We start from the raw sequence: 13,321 nt of genomic DNA on the forward strand, positions 1-13,321 counted from the left end.
AGGTTTTTGCGTCCTGCGGTTCGAACCGCAGCACCCCGGCGGCTGCGCTCAGCTGTCGCGCCGAGCCCCGTCGGCCGCGTGCACGGTGAAGACGGTCGGCGCGCGGTACCCGGCGTCGGCGAAGGAGGCACGGATCGCGTCGGCGATCACGTCACGTCGGTCGACCGGCACCAGCGCGATCGCCGCGCCGCCGAAGCCGCCGCCGGTCATGCGTGCGCCCACGGCGCCGTGGGCCTGCGCGGTCTCGACGGCGAGGTCGAGCTCGGGCACGGAGATCTCGAAGTCGTCGCGCATCGACACGTGCGACGCGTCGAGCAGGGCACCGATGGCGGCGGGGCCGTCGGTGCGCAGCGTGCGGACGGTGTCGAGCACTCGCTGGTTCTCGGTGACTACGTGGCGCACGCGACGGAACGTCTCGTCGTCGAGCACCTCGGCCGCGCGCTCGAGGTCGTCGACGTCGAGGTCGCGCAGCGAGCCCACGCCGAGTGCGGCGGCTCCCCGTTCGCACGAGCGACGACGGTCCACGTACCCGCCCGTCGCATGGGCGTGTTCGACGTGGGTGTCGACGACGAGGATCTCGAGACCGGCGGTCTCGAAGCCCAGCTCGACGACCTCGGAGTCGAGGCTGCGGCAGTCGAGGAAGACGGCCGAGTCGGCACGACCCAGGAGCGAGGCGGACTGGTCCATGATGCCGGTCGGGGCTCCGACGGCCTCGTTCTCGGCGAGCTGGCCGACGGCGGCCAGGGCCTGGCGGCTGATGTCGAGGCCCCACAGCTCGGTCATGGCGACCGCGACCGAGCTCTCGAGCGCCGCGGACGACGAGAGGCCCGCGCCGACGGGCACGTCGGACTCGATGAACAGGTCGAGCCCGGTCGCCGACGACAGGTCGAGGCCGCTGAGATCGCCGCCGGCCGCCGAGAACGCCGGAGCCGTGGCGCGGTTCGGCGCCTCGGAGAGAGCCCAGGCGATGCCGAACACGTACGCCGACCAGCCGGACATCGCGGCGGGGTCGAGGGCGTCGAGCGAGATCTCGACGATGCCCTCGTCGAACGTGCTGGCGACGCGCAGGAGGCGGTCGTCGCGTCGACCGACCGTGACCGTCGTGCGGCGGTCGATCGCGAACGGCAGCACGAAGCCGTCGTTGTAGTCGGTGTGCTCGCCGATCAGGTTGGCGCGGCCGGGAGCCGACCAGCGGCCGACGACCTCGGTGTCGAAGACGGAGGCGAAGCCGCCGCCCGGGGTGCTGTTCTCGTCGGTGGTGCTCATGCGCGCGTCATCGCCTCTCGGATGCTCTCGGCCTGCCGCTCGGGCACGATGTCCCCGACCCAGGCGCCCATGGCGGCCTCGGAGCCGGCCAGGTACTTCAGTTTGCTCTCGCCCCGCCGGGGCGACGTGATCTGCAGCATCAGCCGCACGGTGTCGCGTCCGACCGACACAGGAGCCTGGTGCCACGCCGAGATGTAGGGAGTCTCGTCGCCGTACAGGGCGTCGAGTCCCTTGAGGAGGCGCTGGTACAGCACCGCGAGCTCGTCGCGTTCGTCCGTGGTCAGCCCGGCGAAGTCGGGCACGTGGCGGTGTGGCAGCAGGTGGATCTCGATCGGCCAGCGGGCGGCGAACGGCACGTACGCGGTGAAGTGCTCGCCCGCGAGGACGACGCGCGGGCCGCTGCGCTCGCTCTCGAGCAGGTCGGCGAACAGGTCGGGGCCGTACGCGTCGATGCTCTGCAGCAGCCGCGTGGTGCGCGGCGTCACGTAGGGGTAGGCGTAGATCTGGCCATGCGGGTGGTGCAGGGTCACGCCGATGGCCTGGCCGCGGTTCTCGAACGGGAAGACCTGCTGCACGCCGGGCAGGGCCGAGAGCGCCTCGGTGCGCTGCGCCCAGGCTTCGACGACCGTGCGGGCCCGGGACGGGCTGAGGCTGGCGAACGAGCCGTGCGTCTCGGGGCTGAAGCAGACGACCTCGCAGCGCCCCACGCTCCGGCGCGTGCGACCGAGCCCGATCTCGGCCAGGTCGTCGAGCCCGGCGGGGGCGTCGTCGGCCTCGAGCAGCGGGCCGAAGGACGGCGAGCGGTTCTCGAACACGGCGACGTCGTAGATGTCGGGGATCTCGGACGGATTCGTCTCGGATGCCGGGGCGAGCGGGTCGAACTCCGCCGGAGGCAAGACGACGCGGTTCTGTCTGGACGACGCGATCGACACCCATTCGCCGGTGAGCACGTCCTGCCTCATGGTGGCCGTGTCGGGGCGGGCGTCGAGCTGCCGGGCGTCGAGGCGCCGCTCGGCGGGCAGCGACGTGTCGGCGTCGTCGAAGTAGATCAGATCGCGCCCGTCGGCGAGCGTGGTCGCCCGCGTCACGATGCCGGCCATGGTGCCTCCTCGGTTCTGGGCCCTCGCGGCGACCGGGATGCCAGCCGACTTGCATTTGCGAAAGCAACTGAAAGCATACGAAACTAGCGGGATGGACGCCAGTTCGCGCGAGAGTCAATTGCCGGGCGAGCGGCGCCGCGATCGCATCGCCGATCTCGTCGCCCGCCGGGGCTTCGTCCGCACGGCCGAGCTCGCACGCGAGTTCCGTCTCTCCGAGGTCACCATCCGCACCGATCTCGAGAGCCTGGTCGCCGACGGGCTCGTGTCGCGGGTGCACGGCGGTGCCCTCTCGGTCGAGCGGCCGGTGGTCGAGCGGCCGTTCGAAGAAGAGAGTGCGGTCGGGACCGAGGCGAAACGGGCCATCGGTGTCGCCGCCGCCTCCTTGGTCCGATCCGGTGATTGCGTCGTGCTCGACGTCGGCACCACGACCACGCAGATCGCCCTCGCCCTGCTCGACCGGATCGATCTCGACGGTGTGGTGGTCGTCACGAACGGGCTCACGATCGCTCTGGCGCTCGAGCAGGCCGTGCCCCGGTTCACCGTGATCGTGTCGGGTGGCACCCTGAGGCCGCTGCAGCACTCGCTCGTCAACCCGCTGGCCTCCACGGTGCTGTCGTCGCTGACGGCCGACATCGCGTTCATCGGCTGCACCGGCGTCAGCGTCGCGCACGGTGTCACCAACGTGAACCTGCCCGAGACCGACGTGAAACGTCTGATGACCGAGACCGCCCGCCGGTCGTACATCGTCGCCGACGGGAGCAAACTGGGGGAGGCGCACCTCGGCGTGATCGGCCCGCTCGACCGCTTCGAGGCGCTGATCACCGCGGGCGCCGACGAGCATCACGTCGCCGAGCTGCGCACGGCCGGGTTGTCGGTCGTCGAGGCCGACGACGAGGCGCCGGTCGAGCTCGACGGGCCGAGCGATCCAGAGAGGCAGTCATGACCGAGCATCCGTCACCCGTCGAGGCCTCCGCGGCCGCCCCGACGTCCCGGGCCGCGGCGTCGCCGACCGGCGAGCAGTACGAACTCGTCCTCGACGAGGGCGGGCACGTCGTCACGGCCGTCGTCACCCAGGTGGCGGCCGGCATCCGATCGCTCGCCGTCGACGGAGCGTCACTCACCGAATCCTTCGCCGCCGACACCGCGCCTCCGTCCGCGTGCGGTATCACACTCGTGCCGTGGCCGAACCGCGTGGCGCAGGGGCGTTGGACCCTTGACGGAGCCGTCCAGCAGCTCGACCTCACCGAGCCGTCGAAGGGCAATGCGAGCCACGGACTGCTGCGCTACACGGCCTACCGCCCGGTCGACCTCGAGCCGCATGCGGTGACGCTCGCGGCCACCGTCTTCCCGCAGCACGGCTATCCGTTCCAGTTGGACACGGAGGTGCGGCACGAGTTGGTCCCGGACGGCATGGTGGTCACCCACACGATCACGAATGTCGGCCCGGGGCGGGCGCCGTTCGCCGTCGGGTCGCATCCGTTCCTGCGGGTCGGGGACCACGACATCGCGACGCTGCGGGTCGAGCTGGCCGCCGCGACGGCCTTTGATGTCGACGAGAACAGCATTCCGACGGGCACGTCGCCGGTGGCGGGGACGCCGCGTGATCTGCGGGGCGGGGCGGTCGTGGGGGATCTCGACCTGGACACGACGTTCCGCGACATCGACACCGACGCCGAGGGGGCTCGTCGAGTGACGCTCACGGCGCCCGACGGTAGCGCGACCGAGATGTGGGGCGACGCCGCGTTCTCGTACATGCAGGTGTTCACGCCGCGGAACTTCCCGCGCGGGGAGGGCCAGGGGCTCGCGGTCGCCGCCGAGCCGATGACGGCGCCGCCGAACGCGCTCGCGTCAGGCGAGGGGCTGCTCTGGCTCGACGAGGGCGCCACGTGGTCGGCCTCGTGGGGCATCCGCCGCCGCGCGGCCGCGTAGCGCCCCGCCGCCGCGCGCCCGCCCGCGCGGACGCGCGCCCGCGCGCCAAAAACCCCGTTGCGAAAGATGCCCCCGTTGAACGGGGGTTCCTCTTCCGCAACGGGGTTTTTCGCGGGTGCGTTCTCGACGACACGGGGTCCGCAGACACAAAAAAGCCCCCGATGAAGCTGGGGGCTTTTTCATGTCTGTGGGCCCCGTGGGGCTCGATCCCCACCGGCACGGCCGCCCCATCGCTTCGCGATGCGTCGGAACCGGCGGCCTGGGCCCACCACGCGTGAGTTCTCGACGACACGAGCCCCACGACGACGAAAGACCCCCCGGAAAAGCTGGGGGGTCTTTCGTCGTCGTGGGCCCCGTGGGGCTCGAACCCACGACCCGCGGATTAAAAGTCCGATGCTCTACCAACTGAGCTAGGGGCCCGTACCCGTCAACAATACGTGAAGATCGGGCACCCCTCGAACGACGAGAGAGGCGAAGAGAAGGGCGGCGCGGAGGGGCTCAGCGCTTGCGGCCGGTGAGGCTGCGCAGCAGGTAGGCGATGACCGCCAGGACCAGCAGGACGATGCCGACCCAGAGAAGGAAGTTGAGCGACTGCACGAAGCCACCCGTGAAGAGCAGAACGACGGCGACGACGATGACGATGATGAGCAGGATGTTCATGTTCGGGCTCCTTTGAGGTGATGCAATTTATCCCAGCGCATTGACCGTACGCGCTCAGCGGAATCTCGGGCCAAAACGCCTGTTCCAGGCCGTCTGGCACCACACGCGCCTATCGTTGATCGGTGCCCAGAGACTTCCATCGCCCCACCCAGTTCTCCGGTGCCGAGTTCGAGGCCATCCAGGGTGGCGACGACCCGGCCACCCTCAACCGCGTCGCCCACGAGTCGGCCGCGGCACTCGTCGCACGCGTGAAGAACGACCCGTCGCCCGAGGTGCTCGACCGCCTGGTCAACTTCACCGACCTGCACGGCATCGACGCGGTCGCCGAGCTGTGGGCACGGGCGAGTCCGCACACCCTGCCGGGCGCCCTGTGGCGCATCTACCTCGTGCGAGCGGTCATCCGACAGAACCCGGCCGAGATCACGCTGCTCTTCGAACGCGGCGTCGCGGTCTCGTCGACCATCGACCCCGTCGTCGCGGGTGCGCCGGCGCCCGCCTCGCCGGAGGAGATCCTCGAGCTGGCCGACCTCATCCTCCGCGGGGTCTTCGTCGGCGACTTCGCGATCGCGCTCGAACGCGGCGCCGCCTTCTGCCGCCTCGCCGCCGCCGGAGCGACCTCGATCGCCGACGACCTCGACACCGGCGTCGACGCCCGCTCGAGCGAGCTGACCCGTCGTGCACTGCGGCTGTCCGAGTTGGCGGTCGACCTGGTCGCCTGCGCCAACCTGTGGCGCGACGGCAGCCTCGACTGACCGGACGACACGAACACCAGGAGGCGCGGGCCGAGTTCGCACCCGGCGAACGCTGCGACGGGCTCCGACGATCGCGGCTAAACTCGATACCTGTCGGGCCGCAGTAACCCCGGGCTCCAAATTTAGCCGCTTCGAGCGGCCTCGCGCCGAGAGGCGTTTCTGCGGCTCGGCACCTTCTTCCGCTCACCTCGAGTCCGCTCGAAGGACCGCGTGACGGCGTGATCGCAGTCGAGTCGACCCGCCGCGGCAGGCCGCGTCGGCGCTGGCGTCGCGGATCGCTTCGCGATCCCTGTAGCTCCAGCGCGCCCATTTAGCCGCTTCGAGCGGCCTCGCGCCGAGAGGCGTTTCTGCGGCTCGGCACCTTCTCTTAAGGAGGCGGCCCGCGCCTCCTGAGCTTCGACCGACGCGAAAACGACGAACCGACGTGGCTTATCGCGTCGGTTCGTCGTTTTCGCGTCGGTACGACGGAGGGTTCCTCGAAACTCGCCCAAACCACCTGTGGGTCGGTGCCGAACCATCAGCGTGAGGGATCGAAAGATCCGCTGCGTCGGTGCCGCACCCTACTGGGGTACCGGGGTGGTGCGATCCCTCCGCGAGGTCCCGGGCTTCTTGCCATCCCAGACGGTTCGCCTCGCGGAGGGGTCGTCTCACCCCAGACCGGGGCGGCAGGCACTGACCGCCCACCGAACCCGAGCAGGTGCGACCGGAGGTGAGACCTGACATGCTGAGACTCGTGAGCCGAGAAGTAGAGACGCCGGAATCAGGGGTGTCACCCGCGACGCCGGAGCAACTCCTCGAGCGGGTCGCCCTCGGCGACCAGGTCGCGTTCGGTGAACTGTACGACCAGACGGCCGGCCGTGTGCTCGGTCTCGTCAAGCGCCTCTTGAAAGACCACTCGCAATCCGAAGAGGTCACCCAAGAGGTCTTCCTCGAGATCTGGCAGAACGCGACCCGCTTCGACTCCGGTCGGGGCAGCGCCGCCAGCTGGATGCTCACGATGGCGCACCGACGTGCCGTCGACCGCATCCGCGCCTCCCAGGCGAGTCGCGATCGCGACGTCAAGATCGGCGTCCGCGACATCGAGACCGACTACGACTCGGTCTCCGAGAACGTCGAGATCCGGATCGAACACGAACGGGTCGAGCGCGCCTTGGGCCGCTTGACCGAACTGCAGAGACAGGCGGTCAAACTCGCGTACTACGGCGGTTACAGCCACAGCGAGGTGGCCACGATGCTCGGGGTGCCGATCGGCACCGTGAAGACACGACTGCGTGACGGGATGATCAGACTGCGAGACGAGATGGGGGTGGCATCGTGACTCACCGCGACGGTCCTACGAACACGGGTGTCGACCAGACGATCGACATCGACAACCTGTCGGGCGCTTACGTGCTGAACGCATTGAGCGACGACGAACGACGCGCATTCGAGGCTCGGCTGGGGGAGTCCGAAGACATGAAGAAGGAGGTGACCGGATTGAGCGAGACGACTGTACTGCTGGCCCACGCGGCCACACCTGTGATGCCTTCGGCCGCACTCAGGGCGAGCATCATGGACAAGATCGCGACCACGCCTCAGCTGCCGGCGCTTCCGAAGACCGAGGCCGCCGCGAACGACACGAGCCTGACCACGAGCACCGCGGCGACCCGCAGCGGACGCCGCGCGGCCACACCGAGCGAGTCCGACCGTGATGCCACGGTGCTGCACGCCACCGGTGCCGCCCGAGCCCGATGGTTCACCCGTCCCGTCGCCGTGCTGGTCGCTGCCGCGGCCGCCGTCGCCCTGTTCATCGGCGGGGGTGCCGTCGTCACGGCGATCAACCGCACGGGCAGCTCCAGCGTCAACCAGGCCTCGGGGCTCGAAGAGATCTACGCCGCGTCCGACTTCCAGCGCACCGTGGCCGATGTCAGCACCGGTGGCAAGGCGACGCTCGTCTGGTCCAACCAGCTCAAGCGCTCGGCAGTCGTCCTCGACGGCATGACCTCGCTGCCCGGCGACAAGACGTACGAGCTCTGGTACATCAACTCCAAGGGCGCGGTTCCCGCGGGCACGTTCGACACCTCGTCGGACGCCCCGATGTCGCAGGTGCTCAAGGGCACCCTCACGCCCGGTGACACGATCGGCATCACGGTCGAGCCGCAGGGCGGCTCGGAGCAGCCGACCAGCGATCCGATCGTGGCGCTGCAGAGCGCGTAGCGCGACCCGGCCCACGAACGAAGGAGGCGGTCCACCGGACAGGTGGACCGCCTCCTTCGTTCTGTCGTCACGTCAGCGATGACGCGAGACGGTGCCGATCAACCGAAGCGGCCCGAGACGTAGTCCTCGGTCGCCTGGACGCTCGGGTTCGAGAACATCTTCGCGGTGTCGTCGAACTCGATGAGCTTGCCCGGCTTGCCGGTACCTGCGATGTTGAAGAACGCGGTGCGGTCGCTGACGCGCGAGGCCTGCTGCATGTTGTGGGTCACGATCACGATCGTGTACTCCTGCTTGAGCTCCTCGATCAGGTCCTCGATGGCGAGCGTCGAGATCGGGTCGAGGGCCGAGCAGGGCTCGTCCATCAGCACGACGTCGGGCGACACGGCGATGGCGCGCGCGATGCACAGACGCTGCTGCTGACCACCCGAGAGGCCGTTGCCGGGCTTGTCGAGGCGGTCCTTGACCTCGTTCCAGAGGTTGGCGCCCTGCAGCGACTTCTCGACGAGCGCGTCGGAGTCGCCCTTCGACATGCGGCGGTTGTTGAGCTTCACACCGGCGAGCACGTTGTCGCGGATGCTCATGGTGGGGAACGGGTTGGGGCGCTGGAACACCATGCCGACCTGACGACGGACGAGCACCGGGTCGACACCCGCGCCGTACAGGTCGTTGCCGTCGATCAGCACCTCACCCTCGACGTAGGCGCCCGGGATGACCTCGTGCATGCGGTTCAGCGTGCGGAGGAAGGTCGACTTGCCGCAGCCGGACGGCCCGATGAAGGCCGTCACGGTGCGCGGCTCGATGGTGATGTTGACGTCTTCGACGGCCTTGAACTTGCCGTAGTAGACGTTGAGGTCGTTGACCTCGATGCGCTTTGACACGTTGTTCCTTCGTGGTGACGGGTCGGTGGTGACGGGCTGTGGAGACGAGGCGGGGGCCGGAGGCGCGGGGTGCGCCGGTCAGCGTCCGAACTTGGGTGCGAACAGCTTCGAGACGATGCGGGCGACGAGGTTCAACGCCATGACGATGAGGATCAGCGTCAGCGCACCGGCCCAGGCGCGGTCGACGAACGTCGCCGAGTCGGGGCCCTGGTTCGCGTACTGCGTGTAGACGAACACGGGCAGCGTCATCATCCGCTCGCTGAACAGGTTGTAGTTCATGCTCGCGGTGAAGCCGGCGGTGAGCAGCAGCGGCGCGGTCTCACCGATGACGCGGGCGATGGCCAGCATGACGCCGGTCGTGATGCCCGCCAGCGACGTGGGCAGGACGATCTTGACGATGGTGAGCCACTTCGGCACACCGAGGGCGTAGCTCGCCTCGCGCAGCTCGTTCGGGACGATCTTCAAGATCTCCTCGCTCGAGCGCACGACGACCGGGATCATCAGCACCGCGAGGGCGATCGCACCGATGTAGCCGCCGCGGATACCGGGGCCGAGGATCAGCGAGAAGAGGGCGTACGCGAACAGACCGGCGACGATCGACGGGATGCCGGTCATGACGTCGACGAAGAACGTGATGCCGCGGGCGAGCGGGCCTCGGCCGTACTCGACGAGGTAGATCGACGTCAGCAGGCCGATCGGCACGCTGATGACCGCGGCGGCGAGCGTGATCTCGAGCGTGCCGACGATGGCGTGCAGGGCACCGCCGCCGGGGCCGATGATGTTGCGCATCGACGAGTTGAAGAACGTCGCGTCGAAGCGGTTCGTGCCGCTCGTGACCACCGTGTAGAGCAGCGACACGAGGGGCAGCAGGGCGACGATGAACGCGGTCGTCACGAGCGAGGTGACGAGGCGGTCCTTCGCCTTGCGGCCCCCCTCGACGATCATCGAGATGACGACGATCAGGATGTCGAACAGGATCGTGCCGAAGAACAGCGCGCCGACGAGGTTGAAGTCCTTCGTCATGCCGCCGGCCTGCAGCAGCAGGAAGATGACGCCGAAGACGACCCAGCTGCCGACGAGCACGTACCAGGCGGTGCCGCGGGGCAGCTTGCCCGCGGTCAGGGTGTTGTTCGACGAGGCGCGTGCGGCGACCGACATCAGTTGGCTCCCGAGAAGGCCTTGCGGCGGTTGACGATGAAGCGGGCGAGCATGTTCACCAGCAGGGTGATGACGAACAGCACGAGGCCCGAGGCGATCAGCGTGTTGACGCCGACGCCGGTGGCCTCGTTGAACTGGAGGGCGATGTTGGCGGCGATCGTGTTGGGGTTCTGCGGCGTGAGCAGTGCGAACTTGATGACGAGGGCCGGCGACAGCACGATCGCGATGGCGAGCGTCTCGCCCAGGGCGCGGCCGAGGCCGAGCATGATGGCCGACACGATGCCGGAGCGGGCGAACGGCAGCACCGCGAGGCGGATCATCTCCCAACGGGTGGCGCCGAGGGCCAGGGCGGCCTCCTCGTGCAGCACGGGGGCCTGGAAGAAGATCTCGCGCATGACCGCGGTCATGATCGGCAGCACCATCACGGCGAGCACGATGGCCGCGGTGAGGATGGTCTTGCCGGTGCCCGAGACGGGACCGGCGAACAGCGGGAACCAGCCGAACCAGTCGACCAACTGGCCGTAGAACGGCTGGATGAACGGCGCCAGGACGAGGACACCCCAGAGGCCGAAGACGACACTCGGCACCGCGGCCAGCAGGTCGATCACGTAGCCGAGACCTTGGCTCAGGCGACGCGGCGCGTAGTGCGAGATGAAGAGGGCGATGCCGAGCGCGAACGGCGTCGCGATGAGCAGCGCGAGGATCGACGCCCATACCGTTCCGAAGACGAGCGGTGCGACGTAGTCCCAGAAGTTGGCGGCGCCGTTCGGCAGGGTGCCGGCCTTGGCGATGAACGCCGGCGTGCTCTGCACGATCAGGAAGAGGGCGACCAGGGCCAGCACGACCAGGATCACGATGCCGGAGAAGAGCGTGGCGCCGGAGAAGACCCTGTCTCCCGGTCGGACCTTCGCTTTCGGGCGGGGTGCTGCGGTGGGGGCGGCGGTCATTCCCTGTGCCTTCCGGGTGGGAGGAGCTGTGTGACGCTCGGGGAGGTGCCCTGGTCGGACGCGACCGGGGGCGGGGCGGCTGCGACCGGGTCGCAGCAGGGGAGTGGCCTGGGCCGCGGCATGACGCCGCGACCCAGGCCGGTGAAGCCGTGTTACTTGATGGTAGCGATCGCCTCGGCGACCTTCGAGGCCAGGTCCTTCGAGAGCGGAGCCGAGCCGGCCTGCTCGGCGGCGGCCTTCTGGCCGGCCTCGCTGGCGACGTAGTCGGCGTAGGCCTTGACGATCTCGCCCTTGGCGCTGTCGGCGTACTCCTGGCAGGCGATCATGTAGCTGACCAGCAGGAGGGGGTAGGCGCCGTCGGCGTCGTAGGTGCGGTCGATCTTGATGGCCAGGTCGTTGGCCTCGCGACCGTCGGCGATCGGCGAGTTGGCGACGACGTCCGCAGCACCCTCGGCGTTCAGCTCGGTGGCCTTGCCGCCGACCATGAGCTTCGCGGCCTTGAGGTCGCCGATGCCCGACTCGTCGGCGTAGCCGATGCTGTTGGTCGAGTTCTTGATGGCGTCGACGACACCCGACGTGCCCTTGGCGGCGTCACCGACGCTGTAGGGGAAGGTCTGGCCCGACTCGGCGTCCCAGACGTCGCCGGCGTTGGCCTTGACGTACTCGGTGAAGTTCTGCGTGGTGCCCGAGTCGTCGGAGCGGTGCACGGCCGTGATCGCGGCGCTGGGCAGCTTGGCGTCGGGGTTCAGCTTCTTGATCGCCGCGTCGTCCCACGTGGTGATGGTGCCCTTGAAGATGCCGGCGATGGTCGCGGCGTCGAGGGTCAGGTCGGTGACGCCCTCGACGTTGTAGGCAACGGCGATCGGCGAGATGTAGATCGGCAGGTCGATGCCCTTGGTGCCGGGAGCGCAGGCGGCGAACGTGCTGGAGAGCTCCGTGTCCTTCAGCGCGGCGTCCGAGCCGGCGAAGTCGGCGGCACCCGAGATGAAGCTCGTGCGGCCTGCGCCGGAGCCCTGCGGGTCGTAGTTGATGGTGACCTTCTCGTTGGCCTGCTGGAAGCCCGCGATCCAGGTGGTCTCAGCGGTGCCCTGAGCGGACGAGCCGATGCCGTTGATCGTGCCCGAGAGGTTCGACGCGGTGGCGGCGTCCGAAGGGGTCGAGCCGCCTTCGTTCGACGCGCAGGACGCGAGGAGCATGGTGCCGACCGCGGCGATCGCCACGATGCTGCCGGTGCGCTTGAAGTTCACTGGGGTTCCTTTTCGGGATGTGATGTGAGGTTCGTGGGCCAGGTGCCGACCCGCGAGCGACGCTACGTCTCACGGTTAACCACGGTCGTCCGCGCTGGTAAACGGCAGGTGAACGAGGGGGGAACATCGGGTCCGAAAGGGGGACACGAGGGGGACGGGCGATCACGCTCCGGTAACGACGCGAGAAGCGGCGCCCCTCGGCGTGATCGCCGAGTGGACGCCGCTTCGGGCGCGTGCGAGAGAGGTCGGCGTCAGCCGAGCGGCCCGTGGGTCTCGACGGCGACGAGCGTCGCGTCGTCGACCGAGATGTGCAGCACCGTGAACGACGCGGTGTCGAGCGAGGAGGCGCGGCGCAGGTCGAGACGCTCGCCCTTCTTCGTGCCCTGGGCGATCTGTCGGACGATCTCGGGCAGCACGGGGCCGTGGCTGCAGATGACGGCGGGCACGCGCTTCTTGAGGCGCTTCTTGACGACGGCCGTGACGTCGTCCTGCTCGGACTCGAACGAGTCCTGGCTGATGGCGTCGGTCTGGCGCACACCGACCCGGAGGAGGGACGACAGCGGTTCGAGCGTCGCGAGGCATCGGGCGGCGGTGCTGCTGATGAGCCGCTCGGGTGCCCAGGCCGCGATGGCGGGGGCGATCGCCTTCGCCTGCTTGCGGCCCTGCGGCAGCAGCGGCCGGGTCGCGTCCGAGCCGTGCCAGTCGCTCGGCGACACCGTCTTGGCGTGCCGCAGGGCGATCAACGGGAAGGTGCGCATCGTCTTCGTCGCGACACGGTCGGCGAAGCGCTGCATCACCTCGGCGTCGCGCTCGTAGGTGAGCCTCCCGATGGCGACGTCCAGCGGTGCCCACTCGATCGCACCGACCTCGCTGTTCGGCGTGAACGTACCGGCGCGTTCGAACTCGGCGGCCGTCACCTCGGCGGCCCAGTAGTAGACGACCTTGTCACGGCCGCCGGGCAGCAGGTACTCGGCCGTGCCGAGGGGTGCCCCGAGCGCGACGTGGTAGCCGGTCTCTTCCGCGATCTCGCGGACGGCCGTCTGCGGGATGGTCTCGCCGGGGTCGACCTTGCCCTTGGCCAGCGAGACATCGCCGTGATGATCGCGGTGGATCAGGAGGACCTGCACGGCGCCGTCGACCAGGCGCCAACAGACGGCGCCGGCCGCGACCACGGTCGTCGTCGTCACG

The 13,321-nt window shown here is 69.2% G+C and carries 13 protein-coding genes and 1 tRNA gene; 5 read left to right on the plus strand and 9 right to left on the minus strand.

The genetic code is table 11. The features are described from left to right. Positions 1-48: 48 nt before the first annotated feature. On the minus strand, positions 49-1,266 hold the full coding sequence (galK, locus tag ACPEEZ_RS02775) for a galactokinase (RefSeq protein WP_423922456.1): 1,218 nt from the start codon (positions 1,264-1,266) through the stop codon (positions 49-51). Further along, positions 1,263-2,366: a galactose-1-phosphate uridylyltransferase gene (galT, locus tag ACPEEZ_RS02780; RefSeq protein ID WP_423922459.1), complete on the minus strand. Its 1,104-nt coding sequence runs from the start codon at positions 2,364-2,366 to the stop codon at positions 1,263-1,265. Before galT ends, galK begins: the two co-directional genes overlap by 4 nt. A gap of 91 nt (positions 2,367-2,457) precedes the next feature. Between galT and ACPEEZ_RS02785 the strand changes: the two genes are divergently transcribed. Beyond that, positions 2,458-3,309, plus strand: a complete 852-nt coding sequence (locus ACPEEZ_RS02785; protein ID WP_423922460.1) for a DeoR/GlpR family DNA-binding transcription regulator — start codon at positions 2,458-2,460, stop codon at positions 3,307-3,309. After that, positions 3,306-4,295: an aldose 1-epimerase family protein gene (locus ACPEEZ_RS02790; RefSeq protein ID WP_423922463.1), complete on the plus strand. Its 990-nt coding sequence runs from the start codon at positions 3,306-3,308 to the stop codon at positions 4,293-4,295. The genes ACPEEZ_RS02785 and ACPEEZ_RS02790 overlap by 4 nt, the downstream gene beginning before the upstream one ends. Positions 4,296-4,642: 347 nt before the next feature. Here the strand turns inward: ACPEEZ_RS02790 and ACPEEZ_RS02795 are convergent. Then, positions 4,643-4,715 (minus strand) — tRNA-Lys (locus tag ACPEEZ_RS02795). Positions 4,716-4,793: 78 nt separating this feature from the next. Further along, positions 4,794-4,955, minus strand: a complete 162-nt coding sequence (locus ACPEEZ_RS02800; RefSeq protein WP_423922465.1) for a hypothetical protein — start codon at positions 4,953-4,955, stop codon at positions 4,794-4,796. Positions 4,956-5,077: 122 nt separating this feature from the next. Between ACPEEZ_RS02800 and ACPEEZ_RS02805 the strand changes: the two genes are divergently transcribed. The 3 genes from ACPEEZ_RS02805 (at position 5,078) to ACPEEZ_RS02815 (ending at position 7,903) form a co-directional block, all read left to right on the plus strand. Next, complete coding sequence (locus ACPEEZ_RS02805) at positions 5,078-5,707, plus strand: DNA-directed RNA polymerase subunit beta (protein WP_423922468.1); 630 nt, start codon at positions 5,078-5,080, stop codon at positions 5,705-5,707. A 721-nt stretch (positions 5,708-6,428) separates the two neighbouring features. After that, on the plus strand, positions 6,429-7,025 hold the full coding sequence (locus tag ACPEEZ_RS02810) for a sigma-70 family RNA polymerase sigma factor (RefSeq protein WP_423922470.1): 597 nt from the start codon (positions 6,429-6,431) through the stop codon (positions 7,023-7,025). Then, positions 7,022-7,903, plus strand: a complete 882-nt coding sequence (locus tag ACPEEZ_RS02815; protein WP_423922473.1) for an anti-sigma factor — start codon at positions 7,022-7,024, stop codon at positions 7,901-7,903. The genes ACPEEZ_RS02810 and ACPEEZ_RS02815 overlap by 4 nt, the downstream gene beginning before the upstream one ends. A 98-nt stretch (positions 7,904-8,001) precedes the next feature. On the opposite strand, the gene pstB is transcribed toward ACPEEZ_RS02815, so the two are convergent. The 5 genes from pstB to ACPEEZ_RS02840 form a co-directional block, all read right to left on the minus strand. Then, a complete protein-coding gene (pstB, locus tag ACPEEZ_RS02820) occupies positions 8,002-8,781 on the minus strand; it encodes a phosphate ABC transporter ATP-binding protein PstB (protein ID WP_423922476.1) in 780 nt (259 codons plus the stop codon). 78 nt (positions 8,782-8,859) lie between these two features. Beyond that, positions 8,860-9,939, minus strand: a complete 1,080-nt coding sequence (gene pstA, locus ACPEEZ_RS02825) for a phosphate ABC transporter permease PstA (RefSeq protein ID WP_423922479.1) — start codon at positions 9,937-9,939, stop codon at positions 8,860-8,862. Beyond that, positions 9,939-10,886 carry a phosphate ABC transporter permease subunit PstC gene (pstC, locus tag ACPEEZ_RS02830; RefSeq protein WP_423922482.1) on the minus strand — a complete coding sequence of 316 codons (948 nt, stop codon included), beginning with the start codon at positions 10,884-10,886 and terminating at the stop codon, positions 9,939-9,941. Before pstC ends, pstA begins: the two co-directional genes overlap by 1 nt. A 152-nt stretch (positions 10,887-11,038) precedes the next feature. Next, on the minus strand, positions 11,039-12,133 hold the full coding sequence (pstS, locus tag ACPEEZ_RS02835; protein ID WP_423922484.1) for a phosphate ABC transporter substrate-binding protein PstS: 1,095 nt from the start codon (positions 12,131-12,133) through the stop codon (positions 11,039-11,041). A gap of 251 nt (positions 12,134-12,384) precedes the next feature. Next, entirely contained in the window at positions 12,385-13,320 is a 936-nt protein-coding gene (locus ACPEEZ_RS02840) for an NUDIX hydrolase (RefSeq protein ID WP_423922487.1), read from the minus strand. Position 13,321: the final 1 nt, after the last annotated feature.

Origin of the sequence: Frigoribacterium sp. 2-23 (genome assembly GCF_049601585.1) — a bacterium.
Taxonomy (GTDB): domain Bacteria; phylum Actinomycetota; class Actinomycetes; order Actinomycetales; family Microbacteriaceae; genus Frigoribacterium.

Coding starts and splice junctions, on each gene's coding strand:
- galK (WP_423922456.1), bottom strand. CDS start 1,266: ATGAGCACCACCGACGAGAACAGCACCCCGGGCGGCGGCTTCGCCTCC.
- ACPEEZ_RS02790 (WP_423922463.1), top strand. CDS start 3,306: ATGACCGAGCATCCGTCACCCGTCGAGGCCTCCGCGGCCGCCCCGACG.
- ACPEEZ_RS02800 (WP_423922465.1), bottom strand. CDS start 4,955: ATGAACATCCTGCTCATCATCGTCATCGTCGTCGCCGTCGTTCTGCTC.
- ACPEEZ_RS02810 (WP_423922470.1), top strand. CDS start 6,429: ATGCTGAGACTCGTGAGCCGAGAAGTAGAGACGCCGGAATCAGGGGTG.
- galT (WP_423922459.1), bottom strand. CDS start 2,366: ATGGCCGGCATCGTGACGCGGGCGACCACGCTCGCCGACGGGCGCGAT.
- pstA (WP_423922479.1), bottom strand. CDS start 9,939: ATGTCGGTCGCCGCACGCGCCTCGTCGAACAACACCCTGACCGCGGGC.
- pstC (WP_423922482.1), bottom strand. CDS start 10,886: ATGACCGCCGCCCCCACCGCAGCACCCCGCCCGAAAGCGAAGGTCCGA.
- ACPEEZ_RS02785 (WP_423922460.1), top strand. CDS start 2,458: ATGGACGCCAGTTCGCGCGAGAGTCAATTGCCGGGCGAGCGGCGCCGC.